This is a genomic window from Vibrio sp. Vb1127, assembly GCF_033338735.1.
GTDB lineage: Bacteria > Pseudomonadota > Gammaproteobacteria > Enterobacterales > Vibrionaceae > Vibrio > Vibrio alginolyticus.
Map to the genome: position 1 here is coordinate 241,795 of NZ_JAWOTF010000002.1, position 19,402 is coordinate 261,196.

The following is a 19,402-nucleotide window of genomic DNA, read 5'->3' on the forward strand; positions in this document are numbered from 1 at the left end:
TGATGAGTGCTTTGTTTGCTTATTTTGAAGCTAATCGTCTTTAGTGAAAGCATCTTCACTGAAGTGATCGAGGTCGTACGGTGTTTGCTGATAAACACAGTAGTTCAGCCAGTTTAAAAAGAGGAGGTGTCCATGGCTTCTCCAGCTTGCAATTGGTGGGTTATCTGGGTTGTTGTTTGGGTAATAGTTGACAGGAATAGCGGGCTCCATACCTTCGCTTAAATCTCGGATATATTCATTATGTAAGGTGTGAGAATCATACTCAGGGTGTCCTGTGACAAAGACATTGCGCTTGTCTTTTGTGGTGGCCAAGTACACACCTGCGACATCCGATGTCGCTAAAATGTCTAAGTTAGTATGCTCTTCTAGAAAGTGAGGCGAAAAATCTGCGTACCGCGAGTGAGGAGCCAAAAACGTGTCATCAAATCCACGTAAGATAGGGTGAAATTGATGATGGATTTGATGATGATACACGCCTGAAAGTTTTTCTTTACGCGTTTTTTTAGGTAGATCGTAGAGTAGCTTTAGTCCTGCTTGCGCAGCCCAGCAAACATAAAGAGTGGATGTCACATGATCTTTTGCCCACTCCATGATGGTTTTGAGATGATCCCAATAAATGACATCTTCAAATTGCACCAAACCTAATGGAGCCCCAGTAATGATCATGCCATCGAAGTTTTTATCTCGCACCATTTCAAATTGGCGATAAAACGTGTCTAAATGTTCAGTTGGCGTATTTTTACTCGGGCGGTTATCAATGCGCAGTAATTCGACGTTAACCTGTAGTGGGCTGTTTGAGAGTAGACGCAGAAACTGAGTTTCAGTCTCTATTTTTTTTGGCATCAGATTAAGGATCAGCACTCTTAAAGGACGTATTTCCTGACTCGCTGCACGCGTTTCACTCATCACGAAGATGTTTTCTGTCCTTAATACATCGGTAGCTGGTAATTGATCTGGAATTCTAATTGGCACGACTTTCTCTCCCTAAGTATAGTCAATCTAGACGTCTATACTTCTAAAGCTAACTTAATTAAGTTTAGATGTCGATACGAAATCCGACTTTTCAATCTACTCTTTACATTATGGTAAACCGTACTCGGGGTTGTCACACAATTGTGACTAAAGCAGAGTTTCTGATGAGATAGGTTTGAAACGCAGTGTGTACTATTTGCTGGTAATTATGCGATCACGTTAATATGTGAAGGTGACTTCGTAGTAAGGAAGTCTCAAATTAATGAGCCATACTAAAAACAATCAGCTCACCATTTTGCATTAATGTGCATATTTGGAAACATCGTCAGTGGAGGACATTATGTTCGGTATTTTCAAGAGAAAGACAAAGATTCAGAGCATAGCTCAAGAAGTTCCTTGCGTGCTACTGCATTCGTTTGGTGATAAAGACATTTATACGCCGGAAGAGATTGATCAAGCTCTTCAAAAGCTGGGTTATGATAAGAGCAAGGATATCAGTCATTATCAGTATGCGTATGGAATGTTTGCCGATGAAGCCTCTTACGAGCTCCTAGAACTAACGGATGAGCTAGGTAATTATGGTCATTTCCAACGTGAAGTAGGTAAGATGCTACTCAATACACCTGAGCCGATTGATATGCATATCTACTTTGAAATTTCTCGTCAGCACCAAAACGTCAGCCTTTCACCTGGTCATCAAAAAGTAAGCGAAAGTGATGGTGTGTAAACATCGTTAGTGGTATTCCATCGTGAGATGAGTTGGGTATAATGCGCGGCCTAATTATCCGGACATGTTGTCGGTTACATTTCTGTTGAGCGTTAATGCCTTATGTTCAAAATGCTTGTCTCTATGCCACCAATGTTGGCGCTGTCGATAGCGATTGTATGTGAAGTGATTGCCACTTCTTATATTCCCAAAACAGAGCAATTTACGAAAGTAATGCCGAGCACAGTCGTTTTGATTGGTTACGGCATCGCTTTCTTCTTGCTTTCCGTCACAGTGCAAACAATGCCTGTCGGGGTTGTTTATGCCATATGGAGTGGTGCTGGGATCGTTTTGGTTGCGACGGTTGGTTACTTTGTTTACGGACAGCGTCTAGACTTACCAGCCCTAGTTGGTATTGGGTTTATCATCGCTGGTGTGTTGATCGTAAATTTATTATCCAAAACAGTAGGGCACGAATAACGCCACTCTACTTGTTAAGTGAATAAGAAGCCGCAGCGAGAAATTGCTGCGGCTTTTTAGTACAAATTCAATCGCTAATGGCGAGTATTGATATGACGTCTTATTGTTGTATTCATCACGGTCGCATTATGTGATTGAAAAACAGGCATTATTTAGCGCATTGAAAATACAAAGTTATGTTTCTTCAAACTTTAGGAAAGGGCAGTAGATAAATCACTCCGATAGATGTTAACGTGGCGACTCATCTTTACTGCTTTTTCATTCCCTACATATTTCTGCAAAGTTCTTATTGTGTAGTGTGTCGAAGAACCATAGAATCCGCGCGCTTTAATTTATGTTATTAGCGTTATCAATGATAAAAGTGCAGTCCATTATCATTGTTTTTATCACTTATAGATGGGCACATCTGACAATACTTACATGAACAAATACAAAAAGCCTGCATTCAAGGCCGAATTTCTTTTGCCTCGTTACTGGGGAACGTTAATTATCATTAGCGTGATGTACTTACTTAGCCTCCTTCCTTTTAAAGTTCAACTAGCTTTGGGACGCAACATTGGTCGTTTAGCTATGCGAATCATGAGAAAACGTCAAGTTACTATCAGACGCAATCTTGAGCTTTGCTTCCCTCATATGGAAGAATGCCAACGCGAAGCAATTCTAAAAGACAACATCGACAATACTGGCATCGCACTTTTTGAGACCGCAATGGCATGGTTTTGGTCAGATAAACGGGTAAACAAACACGTCACGATAAAAGGCATGGAGCATCTAGAGGCTTTAGAGAAGTCAGGCAAAGGTGCATTAATGTTGGCCGTACACTCAATGAATCTAGAGTTAGGTGCTCGAGCTTTTGGCATTAAAAAGTCTGGAACCGGTGTTTATCGCCCAAACAATAATCCGTGCTTTGATTATTTTCAGTATAAGGGACGCTCTCGCTCTAATCGTACACTGATTGATCGTAAAAACGTCAAAGCCATGCTTGAATCACTTAAAACGGGTGAGCGGGTTTGGTATGCACCGGACCACGATTATGGTAACCGACGCTCGACATTTGCACCGTTATTTGCCGTTAAAAATGCTTGTACTACGACAGGTACAAGTTTGTTGGTTGATTCTACAGATTGCGCCATTGTGCCTTTTACGATGGTAAGAGGAAAAGACGGACACTATACCCTAACCATTAGTGCGCCCGTCGACGGTTTCCCGAAAGAGGATCATCAACGCGCCGCCGCATTCGTGAATCAAATAGTTGAAACATCAATCATGGCAAGTCCGAGCCAGTATATGTGGCTTCATCGTCGGTTTAAAACTAGACCAGAGGGTGAGGACTGTTTGTACAAGCCTAGGCTCATCCCTAGCTTGGCATAACACATAGATAGCCTACAAAAAGCCCAAGGAACATACGAACCTTGGGCTTTTACTTTCTATTCTTTTCGCTTTATAAGTAGCGATCTTTTAGGTGAGCTTGAAAGTGTTTAGCATTCAGTGTTTCACCCGTGGCTTGTTTTACCAACTCATCAGTGGTGAATAAGCTACCTTTACTCCAGATGTTTTCCGAGAGCCAATTGAATATCGGAGCTAAGTCGCCAGAACGAATAACCGCATCTACATCGACGGTTTGTTTCATTGCTGCCATAAATTGTGCAGCGTACATCGCACCGAGCGTGTAGGACGGGAAATAGCCAAAACTTCCGTCTGTCCAATGGATATCTTGCATACAGCCATTTTTGAAGTTTCCTTCGGTTGATAGCCCCAAGTACGCTTTCATCTTTTCGTTCCAGAGTTCTGGTACATCTGTATGTTTGATGACGCCGTTCATGAGATCTCGCTCAATTTCATATCGAAGAATAACGTGAGCAGGATATGTAAGTTCGTCAGCATCTACGCGAATAAAGCCTTTTTCTACGCGAGTGTAAATTTTGGCTAAATTGTCTTTTTCGAATTCACTACCAGAAAAATGGTTAGAAGCCAGTCGAGCGAGGTGATCGATAAACGCGCTGCTTCGTCCTATTTGCATTTCAAAGAAGAGTGATTGTGATTCATGAATACCCATAGAGCGAGCTTCTCCCGCGGGTGTTCCTGATAAATCTTTTGGTAGCCCTTGCTCGTATCGAGCATGGCCAGTTTCGTGGACAATCCCCATCAATGATTGGACAAACTCGTTTTCATTATAACGTGTCGTAATACGTACATCTGTCGGTACACCGCCACAAAATGGGTGGGTACTCTCATCAAGTCGACCGTGTTCAAAATCGAATTGAAGTAGCTTCATGACTTCCAAACCGAGCGCTTTTTGCTTTTCCGCAGGGTAGTGTGCAGTTGGCAATAAGATGTTGTCTGATTGTTGTTTTTCAAGCGCTTCATCGATCAAAGTAGGAAGCCAGGTTTTCACGTCAGCAAAAAGAATGTCTAACGACGCAGACGTTGTGCCAGGTTCATAAACATCGAGCATGGCATCATAAGGAGTCGTGCCATTTGCTTCGGCTCTAATTTGCGCTTCTTCCTGCGATAGCTTTACTACTTCAGCCCAGTTCTTTTCAAAACCAGCCCAGTCATTTTCTCCACGTTGTGTACGCCATGCATGTTCACATTTGGAGCCAGCAAGAGATTGAGCTTGAACTAATGATTCTGGTAGTAAGTTAGCTTGCTGCCACCCACGCTTCATTTCTCTTAGGATAGATTTTTCTTTTGTAGACAGCGTCTCTTCTTCTGCCTGAGCGAAAAGCTCTCCCAAGTGCGGTTGAGTCATTAAAGAATGGATATGTACATCAAGCTCTGCCGTGGCATTCGAGCGTGCTTCAGCGCCACCAGGTGGCATGACCGCTGCTTGATCCCAATCTATGATGGCAGATAGATGCTCAAAATTTGCCACTTTTTTGGAATGTTCAACGAGTTTTGTAAATGCGTTCATGTGACTACTCTTATTCTTTTGTTCTTTCCCTAAACACCCGATAACGGGTCCTTCATATGGTGTTGCACTAAGCAACCTGCGTTAATTTACTAATAATTAACAATTAACTCCAACCCATTGTCCATAAACTCACCCAGTTGTATAGCTCTCTTAAAAAAGAAGCTTGCGAATCTTGTGGATTGGCGGTATTGATGAAGGATTGACAATTAATTATCACGATAATATGGATATTTTGAATTTCGAGGCATTTATTATTGCCATTACGATTTTAACGTTAACGCCAGGTTTAGATACTGCACTTGTTATCCGTAACACTAGCCGCTCGGGCCTAAAAGATGGATGTACAACCAGTCTAGGGATTTGCTTTGGCTTATTCGTACATGCTTTTTTTTCTGCGGTTGGTATCTCGGCGATTCTTGCGCAATCAGCAGAGTTGTTCCAAATCGTAAAAATGATTGGCGCAGCTTATCTTATCTGGCTTGGTTTGAGCAGTTTAAAAGCGCTAATGTCGTCGAAAGATGGATTGACCGTGACCGAGCAGATTCACGAAGTGTTTAATGGTAAGCGCTCTTTTAGAGAGGGCTTTCTTTCTAACGTCTTGAACCCGAAAACGGCGGTCTTCTATTTGGCTTTCTTGCCACAGTTTGTGAATCCAGAAGGTTCACCCTTGCTTCAATCAATGATGATGGCATCTGTACACTTTGCTATTGCGATGGTTTGGCAGTGTGGTTTAGCTGGCGCGCTTAACTCGGCTAAAAATCTACTAAAGAATGCAAGCTTTATGAAGTGGATGGAAGGCGCGACGGGCGCAGTATTAGTCGCACTTGGTGTGAAGTTATTAATTGAAAAACCCGTTTAATGCGTAATATTTATCGATTGTTGATACTACTCGCTGTATTTATTGTGGGGATAGGTGCCGCTGTTGCTTGGCATACGTGGCCACAAGTACAGTTTGCGCAACGCGGCATGATCTGGTCTTGGCACTGGGGCTACTTCGAGCCTTTTGCTAATGGAATACAACAAACGCGAACTCAAGACACTAAACAGTTATTGCTCAGGCGTGTGTATTTGCATGACGCTATTGTCGTTTTTGTTTCGACAACTATGGACAATAAATTTGAGGTCGACGTTGTAAAAGAGCAAACCTGTGAACCTAAAACGACGACTTGGGCTTCGGTCTCTGTCAATCATCAACGTGTCAGGCATGTACCTATGGTGTGCGATGCGTTTGGGCAAGGCTACTTTTATCGCTACATCGGGAAACATCTGGAATCGATTGAGGTTGGTGTCGGCGACTCGTTTGTAACAGAAGCATTTTTAGACTGGCCGCTATCAGAGTTGAAAGCGGATCAATTCAAGCAAAAAAATGCGAAGTTTTTTGAAGAACGTGGAGAAAACGTTGAGCATCAATGGTTGAGAGATTAACCATTTAACCGAAGATAAATAAAGCCCGCTAAATAATAGCGGGCTTTATGTTTTTACCATTTCTAATGTGCTTTGCTCTCCGTTACTGGTAGTTTGTGACCGAACAGCTGTCGTTTCACTAAGCTTTCACTGCTTCAACTTCACCTGATTGCGATGTTGAGCTAAAGAACAGTTTGGTTTCTGCCAGTACGACGTGACGCAGTGCGATCAAACCAATCAGGTTAGGAATTGCCATCAGACCGTTTACGATATCAGCCAGTAGCCAAATCATATCGAGGTGAAGGAATGCACCAGATGCCACCAAGCCAACGAAAATCAGTTTGTATGGAAGCACAGCTTTAGTTCCGAACAGGAACACAACGCAACGCTCACCGTAGTAGTTCCAACCAAGAATGGTGGTAAAAGCGAAGAACATCAAACCGATTGAGATGAGCATAGGGCCAAATGTATCTGCATTTAAACCCACCGCAAAAGCATGAGTCGTCATCGCGGCGCCTGCTAGGTCACTTTGCCATGCACCGGTCAGGATTAGAGCAAGGCCTGTCATGGTACAAATAATGATGGTATCGAAAAAGGTACCCGTCATTGAAATTAGGCCTTGTTTAACACAAGAGTCTGTCTTCGCTGCTGCTGCTGCCATAGGCGCGCTACCCAAACCTGATTCATTTGAGAACACACCGCGAGCGATACCTGATTGGATTGCCAGCATGATGCTTGCACCTAAAAAACCACCAGTCGCTGCTGTTGATGTAAAGGCTGAAACCAGCACTAATTCAACGGCATTGAACAATTGGTCTGCATTCATGATGATCACGCTTAAACACGCCAACACATAAAATACAGCCATGGTAGGAACCACTTTTCCTGCAACGTTAGCAATGGATTTGATGCCACCCAAAGTTACGAAAGCAACCAAAAGAGTTAGTACAAAGGCAGATAGCTCACGGTTAACACCAAGAGATATCTCACTTGCATCCAGAATCGCGTTTACTTGTGGAAACGTACCGATACCAAAACAAGCAACACCCAAAGCAAACACTGCAAACATGATCGCGAGAGCTTTTGAGCCAACACCGTATTGCAAGTAATACATTGGGCCACCAATCATTTGGCCTTTATCATCGACTCTTCGGTACTTAACCGCCAACAAACATTCGGCGTATTTAGTCGCCATTCCGAAAAGGGCAGCGAGCCACATCCAGAATAGAGCGCCTGGTCCACCGAGTTTGATTGCTGTGGCAACACCAACAATGTTACCAGTACCAATTGTTGCTGAGAGCGCAGTACAAAGAGCTGCAAAGCTAGAAACGTCACCTTGAGTATTAGATGACCTATCTTTACTGAATACCATCGCTAGCGCTGTTGGGAGGTGTTTAAACTGGATCAAGCCAAGGCTAAAAGTGAAGTAAACACCTGTACCTACTAGCAAAATAAGCAGCGGTGGACCCCAGACAAAATTATCGATGGTTTGTAGTAAAGATTGTAGGTTGTTCATGATTTCCCCTTAATAAAACAACTAATAAGGAGAAGAGGGAAAGGACGAGATCAACGATCTCTAAAAGAACTAAGCTATTGGTTGTAGGCGGGAAGGCCAAGCCAAAATAGTTAGGTTGTAACTTTCCACTCCTCTGTCCTTTTGCCTGAGAGTTTCACCTTGCGTGAGTGCAAGACTTGCTCCTTCGGCGACCGATTTAACGGTTCTCTCCAGAGGTTCCTCCAACTACAGTCCCCGCTACCTAGGTAGCACCTGAAATAGTTAATTCTTCGGCGAGTTATGCTAATCAAATGTTAAAATTTGATTAATAACCACTCTCCTGCAGTCTTCATCGGAACAATTACTCAATTAAATGAGTAAAGGTTAGTTAATGATGCTGGTCATCATTAACGTGTGAACTCTATCATGTTTTTGGTCCATTTCAACACCCTATGTCAATTTATTTTCAATGAAATAACCTCATCAATTTTCATGAAGGTATGTTTGCCAATCTTTTTGTGCGAGTCACGGCATAAATAAAATTTATTGGGTTAGGGAATGGAACCCAAAACACTTCAGAACGATAAATGTGTTTCGATCGTTACGACATAAGTTATTCAATTAAGGACACAAAATTGATTAAAATCGGAGCACTTATTTTAAAATCTACGCTAAGTTGACCTTATGGTACGTATAAATGGGTTACAATGAATCTTTGTGAAACAGTCTACGGACCTAGGCAGTTTTTCATGAGTGGACAAGGAGGCGGTATGACCAGGTTATTAGCCATTGCGGTGTTGATTGCAGTAGCATTTGTGTTGTTTCGTTATCGAACCAATGAAAAAGTCCAAAAAGCGACCGTTATAACATTAATTGGCGCATTTCTGATTTATACAGCATCAATTATGTTTGCGGAATTGATCCGCTAGCAAAGTAAAAGAGTCCTTGGAGTAGTATACGGTGAGTTCTCAGAACAAAATGGAAGAGCAAGACGACGTAGTTGTCATTGAAGAGCGTGACAAACGTACGCATATCTATATCGCAATCGCTGCGGTGTTAGGCTTGGCATTTGGTGGCCTTGTTGGATCGGTTGTCACTGCGAACAAGTGGGAATCGACTTACCACGTATTAGAAGAAAAGTATCAAGCACTAACGCAAGATAAAACCCAGTTGGCATCTCAAGTAAAAGTGCGTGAAGAGGCGCTTGACCAAGAAATACAAAACCAAGTTAGTGAGTTACTTGCCGCGAAAGACGAAGCGCACCAGAAAGCACTTAAGAAGTTGCAAAAGCAATTGACTGAGGTCGAGAAGGTCAACTTGTCACTAGAGTCTCAATTGAAGCAGCAGGCAGATAAGATCAACACGACGAAGTCAGAAAATGAGAAGTTGAGTCGTCAAGCGGATATGCAAGCGACTATGTTTGAGCGGTCCCGCGAAGTATTCCAGAAAGAGCTAAAAATTTCGCAAGAATTAGAGTCTCTCGAGAAAGAACGGTCGAAATTATTACCTAAGATTGAGAAACTCAAGAAAGAGTGTGACGTATTTTTAGAAGGCAAATCTTGGGACGTGAAGTCGGACGCTTGTGATAAACATGATGAAGCTAATTCACGACTAAGTCAGGTCGATCAAATGATTGAAGTCTATAAAATGGACCTCAAACAAATCAAAGCAATAACGGAAGATATCGGCCTTTAAGTCTTTTGTATCCGATTTTTGAAAAGCAAAAGGAGCTCTTTAAGAGCTCCTTTTTCGTTGTTAGCTATGACTTTTAGGCTGTCGCGTATATTAGATTCGTGAGGCGTCATAGCCTGAGGCGAGCAGGAGCTCTCGTTCGTGTTTAATCAGCTGAGCTCGATCTTCAATTAGTTCATTGAGTGCTTGAGATGGCTTACCTGCTAATGCTTTGAACGAAGCAAAAGATTCCGCGGTGTCGATTTTATCAATCATCTGACTGATGACATTACGAGCCTCACACGGGTTACTCGTCGTTGTAAAGTATTCTACTTGCTTTGCTGCCAATTTCATCTCAGTTAATAGCTCAAGCGGGCTACTTTCTTTGGCTACTGCCATGTAGTTATCCAGCACGCGCTTTGCGTAAAGCAGTTCTTTGAGGGGGATATCTCTTCCGCTCTCGATTAGGGATTCGCTAAGGATCATACTTGAGCTCATGGGCATTCCTTCTTATTACTACGCCGCTTTTGATGTTTCCTTGAGTCTAATTTATTGAAGTCACATTGGGAATGGGTAAAAAGCATTTTTAACGCATTTTTATTCATTTATGAAAACGCGAATGCGATGCTTATCTGGATCGATAGCCATAAAATTTAACCCATACACTGATGTCGCTGGTGGTTGAACAAACTCAACACCTAGGCCTTTCCAGCGCTTGTAAATGCGCTCTAACGTATGCCTGTTGGGCACTGATAAAGACAACTCGGTACCACCACCTCGAATGCCGCTGTAGGGTGAAAGATTATCTCTTTGCTTGAGTGTCAACGTTAAGCCTTCGGTCATTGGAATAGCGGCAAAGGTTGGAGACAACTGCGTGACTTTGCGTTCGAACAGTTTCGAATAAAAAACTTGGCTTATGTGGATGTCCTCAACGTAGAGAACGAATGAATTGATAGTCAGCATGGTTTGTTCCTTAATCAATTAGAAATAGTAGGGGCAATCTAACGTAAAGGAACGACAGGAGTTGTCAGTAGAACATTCCCGAGGTGAGTGACAGAATAAGAAAAAGGAGCCGTTTAGCTCCTTTTTATCAGCGGAATCATTGGTATTAATGAGTGTGTTTGGAAGAATACCAGTTGTTTTGATACGCTTTAGATGCAAATAATGCGTTTGCTTTTGCACGCTCGATAATAGACTCGTCCACCTCTAGCGGCTTCATGGTTTGGTCTTTAAAGTCGTACGCCAGGGTCGATATCTTTTCACCAGGGGAAAGCACAACGAGATTGTCGCGCGTTAAATAACCAAAGTTTTTGTCGTATTGCATCATTGCGCGTTCATCTTCGCGAGCCAGTGGCTTCGTTAAATCACGACCAATCATCGGTGTTTTAGCATCTACCCCAATCAGAGATAACAGTGTAGGCGGCATGTCTATGTTGTTTGCTATGCGGTCATCTTTACGTGGTTGAATGCCTTTACCAAGGATCAGTGCTGGAATGTGAAAGTGCTTAACCGGAACAAGGTTAGCGCCAGAAACACGTGCATCATGATCTGCAATTACAATGAAAATGGTATCATCCCAATAAGATGACTTTTTCGCCTTTTCAAAGAAAGTGCCCAAAGCGTAATCGGAATATTTAACGGCGTTGTTACGCGTCATATGTTCTGAATCGTATGGCTCAATTTTGCCTTTCGGATACTCATAAGGGCTATGATTACTTGACGTAAAAACTAAGCTAAAGAAAGGTTTGTCGCTTTTTGAAAGGCGTTCAAACTCTTCGTTTGCTTTGTTATATAGATCTTCATCACTAACACCCCAAGAGCCAACAAAGCTTGGGTTGTTATAATCGTCTTCTTCTACTATTTGATCAAAACCGTTACCGAAGAAGAAAGTTTTCATGTTGTCAAAGTTGGCTTCACCGCCGTAAATAAATTGCGTGTGATAGCCTTGAGCTTTCAGTAAGTCCGCGATGGTAAAGAAACCCGTTTGGCTTTTACTCAGCTTCACTACCGCGCGAGACGGAGATGGAGGAAAGCCCGTGGTTACGGCTTCAATTCCACGAACAGAACGAGTACCAGTGGCGTACATTTGTGTGAACTGCCAACCTTCCTTCATGAGTTCGTCAAGGTTTGGTGTTAGAGGCAAACCGCCCAAAGCACCGACAAATTGGGCGCCTAAGCTTTCTTGTAGCAAAATCACTAAGTTTTTATGTTTACCCTGGTAAGTCGCGGGGTTACTGTTCATGGTTGGGAGTAATGAAGGGGTGAAGTCGGACTTTGTTGATGAAGTGCGAACTAATTCCAACATCTTTTGAGTGTCCATTTTTCCGTAGAACTGCTCAGCACTCTTTTCTGACTTCATGCTATTAACCGCAAACAACAATGAGTAAGATGAGTTCAGTGCTAAGTCGTTAAGCAGTGGATCGTTAGAAAAGGCGACCATAGCAGGATTTAGCGGGCGGTGCCCTAAAGATGAGCGAGCACCTGCAACCCCAAAAAGAACAACGAAAAGTGCCAATAGTGGTCGCCATTTCCAGTTGACCTGCTGCGCCTTATCGGTCAGTTTCTTACTCCACTTCCAACCTAAAGTGATGGTTAAAACTGTACCTAACGCACCAATAAACAGTTCTAATTTGTAGCCAGTCCAGAGCATACTCAAGACTTCTTTTGGGTAGATTAAGTATTCCACAAACAGGCGGTTTGGACGTAGGTCGTATTCCTGAATGAATGGCGCTGTTGCTAGCTCCATGTATACAAGCACCCAAAGCCCTAAAACCATCCATATGCGTAATATTCGCTTCCAACACTCTCCCATCTTACCGGTTAATGGCATGAAGGTTGAAAACAGTGCTGGAAGAATAAATAACCAGCAAAGCGTTGCAATATCTACGCGCAAACCTTGACCTAGGATGTAAATTAAGTCGTTTAGAGAGTCAATACGGTCAATCTGCCAAAAAGCTAGCAAAACTCTTGAGATAGACAGAAATAGAAGCGAAAACAAAGAAAAGGCAGCAATTGGCTGCAAAGGCCCCCACACAGAGCTCTTTGATAAGTTTTTCATATTTATTCGAATAGTTTAATTGTTATGTTGTGTTGTTTTTAGCAAAGAAAGCGTGAAATAAACGTGAATTATAATGTGGGTTTATGGTCGAGTAGTGTAAGTGTTGGTATGTCTATGTAAGGGGGAGGGGCGTTTGTGTAAAAAAAGAGCCAGTTGATAACACCAACTGGCTCTAGAGGTTGATAAAGGCATGATTACATTGCGGCTTTCTTCGCTTCTTCGACCCATGCGTCGAACTTTTTCTGGTTCGCTTTGATCCAACCATTTACATGAGACTCGATGTCCGCTGAGCTGTTCTTACCTTGGCTCATCATCATATTCTGAGCACTAACATCATTGATATTTAGTTTGATGATTTCAAATAGCTTCGCAGCAGCAGGGTTTTTTTCCGTAAACTCTTTATTGGCAACGATGCGCATAGAGTTCATCTCGAAGCCGTAGTTCTTACCGTTCTCTAGTGTCGTATCAATGTCCTTACGCTCACCAGGAAGTGAAGAGAATGGCACTTCTAACCACACAACATCTTTCCCTGGAACTAAAACGCCACTTACCCAGTACGGTGTCCAAGTGTAGTAAAGAATCGGATCGCCTTTTTTGTAACGTGAGATCGTATCAGCGATAATCGCCGCGTAGTTACCTTGGTTGTGTGTTACTGTGCCACGAAGTTTGAAAGCATCCAACTGATGCTCAACAACCATTTCACACCCCCAACCTGGGTTACAACCAGTTAAGTCCGCTTTGCCATCGCCGTTTGCATCGAATAGCTTCGCCAATTTTGGATCTTTTAACTGACCAATGTTAGTGATGTTATATTTTTCCGCGGTTTTCTTATCGATCAAATAACCTTGCGCAGCACCACTTACGTATTGGCCTTTACGGAAGAACTTATCATCACCGCCCGACATCGTGTACTTATCGGCGTGAAGAGGGAACCAACCAACCGCTAAGAAAGTAGCATCACCTTTAGCAATAGAGGTGTAGCCTACGTTGTAGTCCACTTCTTTGGTCGGTTTAACATCGTAACCAAGCTCTTCAAGTGCGCGGTTTACGATCAACGTTTGAAATGTTTCTTCTGCAACGGTTGATTGAACAGGCTGAACAGTGACACCTTCACCCGGTAATTCACTTGCCACACCATAAGTTGAAAATGCGATAGTACTTAGAGCTCCAACAGAGAGCGCTTTCTTCCATGAATTATTCATTGATGTTTCTCCTAAGTTTTAGATCGTCTTGGTTCGTCTTTGTTTTCAGTTTTAATAGGTATGAAACAGGACCTGTGTGATACCAGCGAAGTTTAGTGTTGCCCGCGTTAACCCCTAACACCTGGGTGATACGGTCTAACAAAATCGCAAGAATAACGATGCCTAAGCCACCAACGGCAGCAAGACCCATATCAAGTCGGCCAATACCACGAAGTACCATTTGGCCTAAGCCGCCAACAGCAATCATTGAAGCAATCACTACCATAGAAAGTGACAGCATTAAGGTTTGGTTTACACCTGCCATGATAGTTGGTAACGCCAACGGTAACTGGATGCGATAAAGCATCTGTTTTTTGTTTGCCCCGAAAGAGTGGCCAGCTTCGATAAGCTCTTCAGGTACTTGCTGAATACCTAAAATAGTCAGGCGCACAACGGGAGGCAGGGCGAAAATGATCGTTACTACTACGCCAGGAACGTTACCAATACCAAACAACATAACAATTGGCACAAGGTAAACGAACGCGGGAGTCGTTTGCATTGCATCTAATATTGGCCTAACAAATTTGGCAGCGGTTTGGCTCCTTGCCAACCATATCCCCATTGGTAGCCCTATAAGCAAACAGAAGAAAACGGCGGTTAACACCAGTGCTAGCGTTGTCATCGCTTGTGACCACGCACCAATTAGGCCGATGAAAACAAGGGATACAAGAGTAGAAAAACCAAGTTTTACATTGGAAAACTGCCACGCTAGCAAAAATAAAATGAGTACCATTATAGGCGCAGGTGTAGACACCAAAGCAGTTTCAAACGACGTTAGAATAAAGTCGATTGGAACTCGTATTGCTTGGAAAACAGGTCGACCATGTTCCACCAGCCAGTTCAAACCGGATTCTACCCAGCTATCGAGGGGTAAAACCGCATCTTGGAATGGGTTCATAATATCGAATGGCGCTTGCTCTACAGTTTCTGAGTTGAGCCAATCATTACTTGGCGCGGCCTCTGTACCTTGCGACCAAGGATCATCTTGCGCAGGAGCAGTATTTGACCAGGGATCATTGTTAGTTTGCTCTGAAGACATCGTGTTAATCCTTATCTAGTGTTTGTAGAAGACGTGATTTAGTCACGACACCAAAGTAAGTTCCTTTCTCATCTACGACAGGCACGGCATAAGGAACACCAGCAACCAGACCCAAAATGTCATTAATTGACTGATCAGGCTGAAGAGTAACTTCATCCGGTAATTGAGCACTGGCTAACGAACGGTTTTCTTTATGAGCCAAACGTAGTGAATCAAGAGATACGATGCCGGAATATCGGCTAGATTTATCGACGACAATGCCGTAATCACGGTCGTGATCCATCAGAATCTGCATCGCAGAGCCTGGACCGTCATTTTCCGATTTCTTAAAAACAGCCGCTGGCTTCTTGCGCGCGATATCTTTTGCTGTCAAGACACTTGCAATGTTTACGCCGCGGAAAAACGCTTCGACATAATCATTTGCTGGACTGTGTAATATTTCATCAGGTGTACCAACCTGAACAACCTCACCGTTTTGCATGATGGCGATGCGGTCGCCAATGCGCATTGCTTCATCCAAATCATGAGAAATGAAGACAATTGTGCGTTTGTCATCGTTCTGTAGACGAATAAGCTCATCTTGCATCTCAGAACGGATCAATGGGTCTAAAGCGGAAAACGCCTCGTCCATTAATAGGATGTCAGGATCACAGGCTAACGCTCTCGCTAAACCAACGCGCTGTTTCATACCACCGGATAATTCGTCAGGGAAAGATTCTGCATAAGGGTCTAAACCCACTCTTTCTAAGGCGGAAAGGGCACTTTTCTGACGCTCATTAACATCGATGCCGGCAAGTTCTAAACCAAAGGCGGCATTTTCAATCACCGTCATGTGTGGCATGAGTGCGAAACTTTGAAACACCATTGAGATATTATTACGACGAACTTCTCGAAGTTCATTCTCGGAGATGTGGGCGATATCTCTTCCTTTGAGATAAACACTACCTTTAGTCGGCTCAATGAGCCGGTTAAGAAGTCGAACAAGGGTGGATTTCCCGGAGCCAGAAAGGCCCATGATTACGAAAATTTCCCCTTCATTTATGGTGAGAGATACATCGTTTACGCCGACTGTTAAACCTGTCTGTTCAAAAATACCGTCTTTATCGACGCCTTTGTCGATAAGCGAGAAGGCTCTCTCTGGGTCTTCTCCAAACACTTTATACAGTCCCTTAACTTCCAGTATGGGATCCATGTTATCTGTCCTTTTTCGTGTGTTTATAACTGTTTAACGATTTGTACTCTAATTAATTTTAGTTCAACTTTCAACGAAAGGGGGTTGGTTAACTAGTTCTGCCGTGCATAGAGAATTCGTTGAGCAAGGTATGTTCAATTCTTATTTTTTATATTTAAAACAATTTCTTGTGATGTGTTTTTATCCGCCATAACGTTGCCCTGACGTAGGGTTGAATTTATTTTGAATTTTTTTGTACATTTCAACTCAACTCGCTTGCATAGATATAAGCTGTGATAGCTTAGAACTCTACATATAAAAAGGTTAGAGCTCTAATTTTTGGTTAAGGCTTGGTCCTGTGAAATCGGTTAGGTACTGTTATCCTTAGATTTATTTATTGCTTGATTTCACTCAGGGTGATATTTATCGCTGTAGTTTAGGCAACGTATGGAATAAAAAATGGAAGCCGAACAGTTAGAAGTGCTCAATTTCATTAGCCAGTACCCACCTTTTGATGACCTACCTGAAGAGCAGCTTAGAAAAATTGCTCTCAATGCCGAGGTTGCATACTTTCGGCAAGGAACAAAAATTCTTAACTTCGGAGATACGATCCGCGACTTGTATATGGTGAGAAGTGGGGCGGTAGAGATTTATCGACGTAAAGGTGAACTTTACAACAGGATTGATGCTGGTGGACTGTTTGGTCAGATGGGGTTGTTGATGAACAACCGCGTACGTATGCCAGCCAAAGCGATAGAAGACACTCTCGTTTACTGTATTCCGGAAAACATCTTCAATGAACTTTGTGATGAGTTTGAAAACTTTGCGGACTACATGGAACTGGAAGATAGCGCGCGTTTGCGAAGCGCAATATCTAGCCGCTCCGAAAGCAATGACTTTACCACCGCTAAGGCACGTAAAATCTTAGCAAGAGATCCAGTAACTCTGGAGGCAACGGCTTCAATTCAGGAAGCTGCGATACTAATGGCAGAGGAAAATGTCACCTCTCTGCTCATTATTCGCCCGACAGAGGAGCTCACAGAAGAAGATGATGAACAGCTGCTTGGAATATTGACTGATCGCGATCTTTGCATTCGCGTACTAGCTCAAGGTATTGATACCAATATTCCAGTGAGTGAGGTCATGAGTTATGACGTGGTTTCATTGGATTATAACGCCTATGTGTTTGAGGCCATGTTAACCATGTTGCGTTACAACGTGCATCATTTACCAATTTTAAAAGATAAAAAGCCGATAGGAATTATTGGCATGACGGACATCGTTCGTTACGAATCTCAGAACAGCCTATTGCTAGTGAGCTCTATTTTTCAGCAAACCAGTGTCGAGGATCTCAAGCAGGTTTCTGAACAAGTAAAAGACTGTTTCGTAAGAATGGTCAATGAAGATGCCAACGCGCACATGATTGGTCGAGCCATGTCGGTTATAGGCAGTAGTTTCAAACAACGCCTCGCTGAATTAGCTGAGCAAGAGTTCGGCCCAGCGCCCATTCCTTATTGTTTAGTCGCAATGGGTTCAATGGCGAGGGATGAGCAGCTAATTGTAACGGATCAAGATAACGCCCTTATTCTCGATAACAGTTATGACGTTGAGATTCACGGAGAGTACTTTGAAAAGTTTGCTAAATTTGTTTGTGATGGTTTAGCGGCATGCGGCTATGCTTATTGTACTGGAGACATTATGGCTACCAACCCAGAATGGCGAAAAACTCGTGCAGAATGGGAAGAATGCTTTGGAAACTGGATAGACAATCCAACCCCTGAGAGATTGTTAAATAGTAATATCTTTTTTGATCTCCTCGGTGTGCATGGGCGAGTGAAATGGGCGGAGCAATTAAGCAGCTTTATTGTGAGACGAGCGAAAAGAAATAACCGCTTTCTTGCTTGTATGGCGTATAACGCAATACGTAGGACGCCTCCACTGGGCTTTTTCAAAGACTTTGTGATGGAGAAAGATGGTCGTCATCGCAACTCGATTAACTTGAAGCGAAGGGGGACGGCTCCGTTGGCCGATTTAATACGGGTGCATTCTCTGGCAATCGGTTCGCGATCGCAAAACTCTTTCGACCGTTTAGATGACATTAATGATGCTGGCATTTTACCGAAAGGTCGAGGTTTGGATTTAAGGGATGCGATGGAGCTAATCTACATGGTTCGAATTCGTCACCAAGCCCTTGATATAGAAAATGGAGAAGAGCCAGACAACAATATTGAGCCGGAGAACATGTCTGAATTTGAACGTCGAAACTTAAAAGCAGCATTTCAAATTCTAAGTAACGCTCAGAACTTCATTAAGTTTCGATACCAGAGAAGTAGCAAATAATGTGGTTCTCAAAAAAAGTAGAAAAAGAACAGCCGTTGTTGGATACATCCCAGACGCCAGAGTGGTCAATGTTGTTCAAACAACTAGCTAAAGAAGCGAAAGACGAGAGGCTCAAACGCTACTATTCGACACCGATGGTTAATGGGGAAACACCAATTGAACAAGTGCCATTTGTCTCGGTAGACTTTGAGACAACAGGATTGAACTCGGAAGAGGATGTCATTCTCACGATCGGACTTGTGCCGTTCACTATTGATCGTGTTCAATGTAATGGTTCTGCTCATTGGGTCGTTAACCCAAACAGAGAGTTAAACCACGAGTCTGTCATTATTCACGGTATCACTGACTCTGAGGTTAAAAACGCGCCGCAGCTGTCTCAGATCTTGGGTGAAATATTGGATGCGTTGTCAGGCAAAGTGGTACTTGTTCACTACAAGAACATTGAAAGGCAGTTCTTTAATAACGCCTTGCTAAATAGCATCGGAGAGGGGATACAGTTTCCTGTTGTTGATACGTTAGATATTGAGTATGCGATACAACGCCGTGAATGCAGAGGTTTTATCAATAAGTTGAAAGGCAAGAAACCCGGTTCTGTACGATTAGGGCACGCTCGTGAAAGATATGGCCTCCCTGCTTATCAACCTCACCATGCCCTGACGGATGCGTTAGCAACTGCGGAGCTGTTTCAAGCACAACTGCAGTATCACTTTAATCGAAACATGCCAATATCTTCGGTTTGGCAATAGGCGTTATTTATGGTGAAAACAATAAAATGCAATGAGAGATAGGGGGCTTTAAGATTATGATGGCGGATTGAGTAACCGCTTATAAGAACAATGTTTTATGAACATGTGCTTGGTAGTGATGAAGACGTTTCATTACTCGAACTCCGACGAAAGTAATTTAAACTT

Annotated in this window: 18 protein-coding genes and 1 riboswitch; of the genes, 9 read left to right on the forward strand and 9 right to left on the reverse strand. The window is 42.9% G+C overall.

Annotated elements, in window-relative coordinates:
- Window positions 1–30: 30 nt before the first annotated feature.
- Window positions 31–972: a homoserine O-acetyltransferase MetA gene (gene metA, locus R7H07_RS05050; RefSeq protein WP_206959191.1), complete on the reverse strand. Its 942-nt coding sequence runs from the start codon at window positions 970–972 to the stop codon at window positions 31–33.
- 340 nt (window positions 973–1,312) lie between these two features.
- Between metA and R7H07_RS05055 the strand changes: the two genes are divergently transcribed.
- The 3 genes from R7H07_RS05055 to R7H07_RS05065 all read left to right on the forward strand — a co-directional run bounded on the left by R7H07_RS05055 (window position 1,313) and on the right by R7H07_RS05065 (window position 3,529).
- Window positions 1,313–1,699: a DUF6559 family protein gene (locus R7H07_RS05055; protein WP_005377791.1), complete on the forward strand. Its 387-nt coding sequence runs from the start codon at window positions 1,313–1,315 to the stop codon at window positions 1,697–1,699.
- A gap of 123 nt (window positions 1,700–1,822) precedes the next feature.
- Window positions 1,823–2,158 (forward strand): DMT family transporter, encoded by a 336-nt coding sequence (locus tag R7H07_RS05060; RefSeq protein ID WP_069593657.1) that lies wholly within the window; start codon window positions 1,823–1,825, stop codon window positions 2,156–2,158.
- A gap of 420 nt (window positions 2,159–2,578) precedes the next feature.
- Window positions 2,579–3,529, forward strand: coding sequence for an LpxL/LpxP family Kdo(2)-lipid IV(A) lauroyl/palmitoleoyl acyltransferase (locus R7H07_RS05065; RefSeq protein WP_031778977.1), 951 nt, complete (start codon window positions 2,579–2,581; stop codon window positions 3,527–3,529).
- Window positions 3,530–3,599: 70 nt separating this feature from the next.
- Here R7H07_RS05065 and R7H07_RS05070 read toward each other — a convergent pair whose 3' ends face one another.
- Entirely contained in the window at window positions 3,600–5,072 is a 1,473-nt protein-coding gene (locus R7H07_RS05070) for a carboxypeptidase M32 (RefSeq protein ID WP_005377788.1), read from the reverse strand.
- 223 nt (window positions 5,073–5,295) lie between these two features.
- Between R7H07_RS05070 and R7H07_RS05075 the strand changes: the two genes are divergently transcribed.
- Window positions 5,296–5,931, forward strand: a complete 636-nt coding sequence (locus R7H07_RS05075; protein ID WP_017820932.1) for a LysE family translocator — start codon at window positions 5,296–5,298, stop codon at window positions 5,929–5,931.
- Window positions 5,931–6,497 (forward strand): hypothetical protein, encoded by a 567-nt coding sequence (locus R7H07_RS05080; RefSeq protein WP_005385713.1) that lies wholly within the window; start codon window positions 5,931–5,933, stop codon window positions 6,495–6,497. The genes R7H07_RS05075 and R7H07_RS05080 overlap by 1 nt, the downstream gene beginning before the upstream one ends.
- Window positions 6,498–6,615: 118 nt before the next feature.
- On the opposite strand, the gene R7H07_RS05085 is transcribed toward R7H07_RS05080, so the two are convergent.
- A complete protein-coding gene (locus tag R7H07_RS05085) occupies window positions 6,616–7,992 on the reverse strand; it encodes an alanine/glycine:cation symporter family protein (RefSeq protein WP_206959192.1) in 1,377 nt (458 codons plus the stop codon).
- Between the two features lie 123 nt (window positions 7,993–8,115).
- A riboswitch (glycine riboswitch) is annotated at window positions 8,116–8,215 on the reverse strand.
- Between the two features lie 526 nt (window positions 8,216–8,741).
- Between R7H07_RS05085 and R7H07_RS05090 the strand changes: the two genes are divergently transcribed.
- Window positions 8,742–8,900, forward strand: coding sequence for a hypothetical protein (locus tag R7H07_RS05090; RefSeq protein WP_005377784.1), 159 nt, complete (start codon window positions 8,742–8,744; stop codon window positions 8,898–8,900).
- Between the two features lie 31 nt (window positions 8,901–8,931).
- A complete protein-coding gene (locus R7H07_RS05095; protein ID WP_017820934.1) occupies window positions 8,932–9,666 on the forward strand; it encodes a chromosome segregation ATPase in 735 nt (244 codons plus the stop codon).
- A 90-nt stretch (window positions 9,667–9,756) separates the two neighbouring features.
- Here R7H07_RS05095 and R7H07_RS05100 read toward each other — a convergent pair whose 3' ends face one another.
- From R7H07_RS05100 to proV, 6 genes are all read right to left on the reverse strand, one after another.
- On the reverse strand, window positions 9,757–10,140 hold the full coding sequence (locus R7H07_RS05100; RefSeq protein WP_158173857.1) for a hypothetical protein: 384 nt from the start codon (window positions 10,138–10,140) through the stop codon (window positions 9,757–9,759).
- Between the two features lie 99 nt (window positions 10,141–10,239).
- A complete protein-coding gene (locus R7H07_RS05105; RefSeq protein WP_158173858.1) occupies window positions 10,240–10,605 on the reverse strand; it encodes a VOC family protein in 366 nt (121 codons plus the stop codon).
- Window positions 10,606–10,750: 145 nt separating this feature from the next.
- Entirely contained in the window at window positions 10,751–12,700 is a 1,950-nt protein-coding gene (locus R7H07_RS05110) for an LTA synthase family protein (RefSeq protein WP_206959193.1), read from the reverse strand.
- A gap of 194 nt (window positions 12,701–12,894) precedes the next feature.
- On the reverse strand, window positions 12,895–13,902 hold the full coding sequence (proX, locus tag R7H07_RS05115) for a glycine betaine/L-proline ABC transporter substrate-binding protein ProX (RefSeq protein WP_005377779.1): 1,008 nt from the start codon (window positions 13,900–13,902) through the stop codon (window positions 12,895–12,897).
- The gene (proW, locus tag R7H07_RS05120) at window positions 13,895–14,980 is read right to left on the reverse strand and encodes a glycine betaine/L-proline ABC transporter permease ProW (RefSeq protein WP_005377778.1); all 1,086 of its coding nucleotides are present in this window, start codon (window positions 14,978–14,980) and stop codon (window positions 13,895–13,897) included. Before proW ends, proX begins: the two co-directional genes overlap by 8 nt.
- Window positions 14,981–14,984: 4 nt before the next feature.
- Entirely contained in the window at window positions 14,985–16,172 is a 1,188-nt protein-coding gene (gene proV / locus R7H07_RS05125; RefSeq protein ID WP_005377777.1) for a glycine betaine/L-proline ABC transporter ATP-binding protein ProV, read from the reverse strand.
- 438 nt (window positions 16,173–16,610) lie between these two features.
- On the opposite strand from proV, the gene R7H07_RS05130 reads away from it, so the two are divergent.
- Both R7H07_RS05130 and R7H07_RS05135 read left to right on the forward strand, forming a co-directional pair.
- Window positions 16,611–18,491: a DUF294 nucleotidyltransferase-like domain-containing protein gene (locus R7H07_RS05130; RefSeq protein ID WP_005377775.1), complete on the forward strand. Its 1,881-nt coding sequence runs from the start codon at window positions 16,611–16,613 to the stop codon at window positions 18,489–18,491.
- Window positions 18,491–19,237, forward strand: a complete 747-nt coding sequence (locus R7H07_RS05135; RefSeq protein WP_017820938.1) for a 3'-5' exonuclease — start codon at window positions 18,491–18,493, stop codon at window positions 19,235–19,237. The genes R7H07_RS05130 and R7H07_RS05135 overlap by 1 nt, the downstream gene beginning before the upstream one ends.
- The last annotated feature ends 165 nt before the right edge of the window (window positions 19,238–19,402 follow it).

What these genes read in the sequence shown, in the direction of transcription:
- R7H07_RS05055 (WP_005377791.1), top strand. Translation starts at nt 1,313, where the DNA reads ATGTTCGGTATTTTCAAGAGAAAGACAAAGATTCAGAGCATAGCTCAA.
- R7H07_RS05060 (WP_069593657.1), top strand. Translation starts at nt 1,823, where the DNA reads ATGCCACCAATGTTGGCGCTGTCGATAGCGATTGTATGTGAAGTGATT.
- R7H07_RS05065 (WP_031778977.1), top strand. Translation starts at nt 2,579, where the DNA reads ATGAACAAATACAAAAAGCCTGCATTCAAGGCCGAATTTCTTTTGCCT.
- R7H07_RS05070 (WP_005377788.1), bottom strand. Translation starts at nt 5,072, where the DNA reads ATGAACGCATTTACAAAACTCGTTGAACATTCCAAAAAAGTGGCAAAT.
- R7H07_RS05075 (WP_017820932.1), top strand. Translation starts at nt 5,296, where the DNA reads ATGGATATTTTGAATTTCGAGGCATTTATTATTGCCATTACGATTTTA.
- R7H07_RS05080 (WP_005385713.1), top strand. Translation starts at nt 5,931, where the DNA reads ATGCGTAATATTTATCGATTGTTGATACTACTCGCTGTATTTATTGTG.
- R7H07_RS05085 (WP_206959192.1), bottom strand. Translation starts at nt 7,992, where the DNA reads ATGAACAACCTACAATCTTTACTACAAACCATCGATAATTTTGTCTGG.
- R7H07_RS05090 (WP_005377784.1), top strand. Translation starts at nt 8,742, where the DNA reads ATGACCAGGTTATTAGCCATTGCGGTGTTGATTGCAGTAGCATTTGTG.
- R7H07_RS05100 (WP_158173857.1), bottom strand. Translation starts at nt 10,140, where the DNA reads ATGAGCTCAAGTATGATCCTTAGCGAATCCCTAATCGAGAGCGGAAGA.
- R7H07_RS05105 (WP_158173858.1), bottom strand. Translation starts at nt 10,605, where the DNA reads ATGCTGACTATCAATTCATTCGTTCTCTACGTTGAGGACATCCACATA.
- R7H07_RS05110 (WP_206959193.1), bottom strand. Translation starts at nt 12,700, where the DNA reads ATGAAAAACTTATCAAAGAGCTCTGTGTGGGGGCCTTTGCAGCCAATT.
- proX (WP_005377779.1), bottom strand. Translation starts at nt 13,902, where the DNA reads ATGAATAATTCATGGAAGAAAGCGCTCTCTGTTGGAGCTCTAAGTACT.
- proW (WP_005377778.1), bottom strand. Translation starts at nt 14,980, where the DNA reads ATGTCTTCAGAGCAAACTAACAATGATCCCTGGTCAAATACTGCTCCT.
- proV (WP_005377777.1), bottom strand. Translation starts at nt 16,172, where the DNA reads ATGGATCCCATACTGGAAGTTAAGGGACTGTATAAAGTGTTTGGAGAA.
- R7H07_RS05130 (WP_005377775.1), top strand. Translation starts at nt 16,611, where the DNA reads ATGGAAGCCGAACAGTTAGAAGTGCTCAATTTCATTAGCCAGTACCCA.
- R7H07_RS05135 (WP_017820938.1), top strand. Translation starts at nt 18,491, where the DNA reads ATGTGGTTCTCAAAAAAAGTAGAAAAAGAACAGCCGTTGTTGGATACA.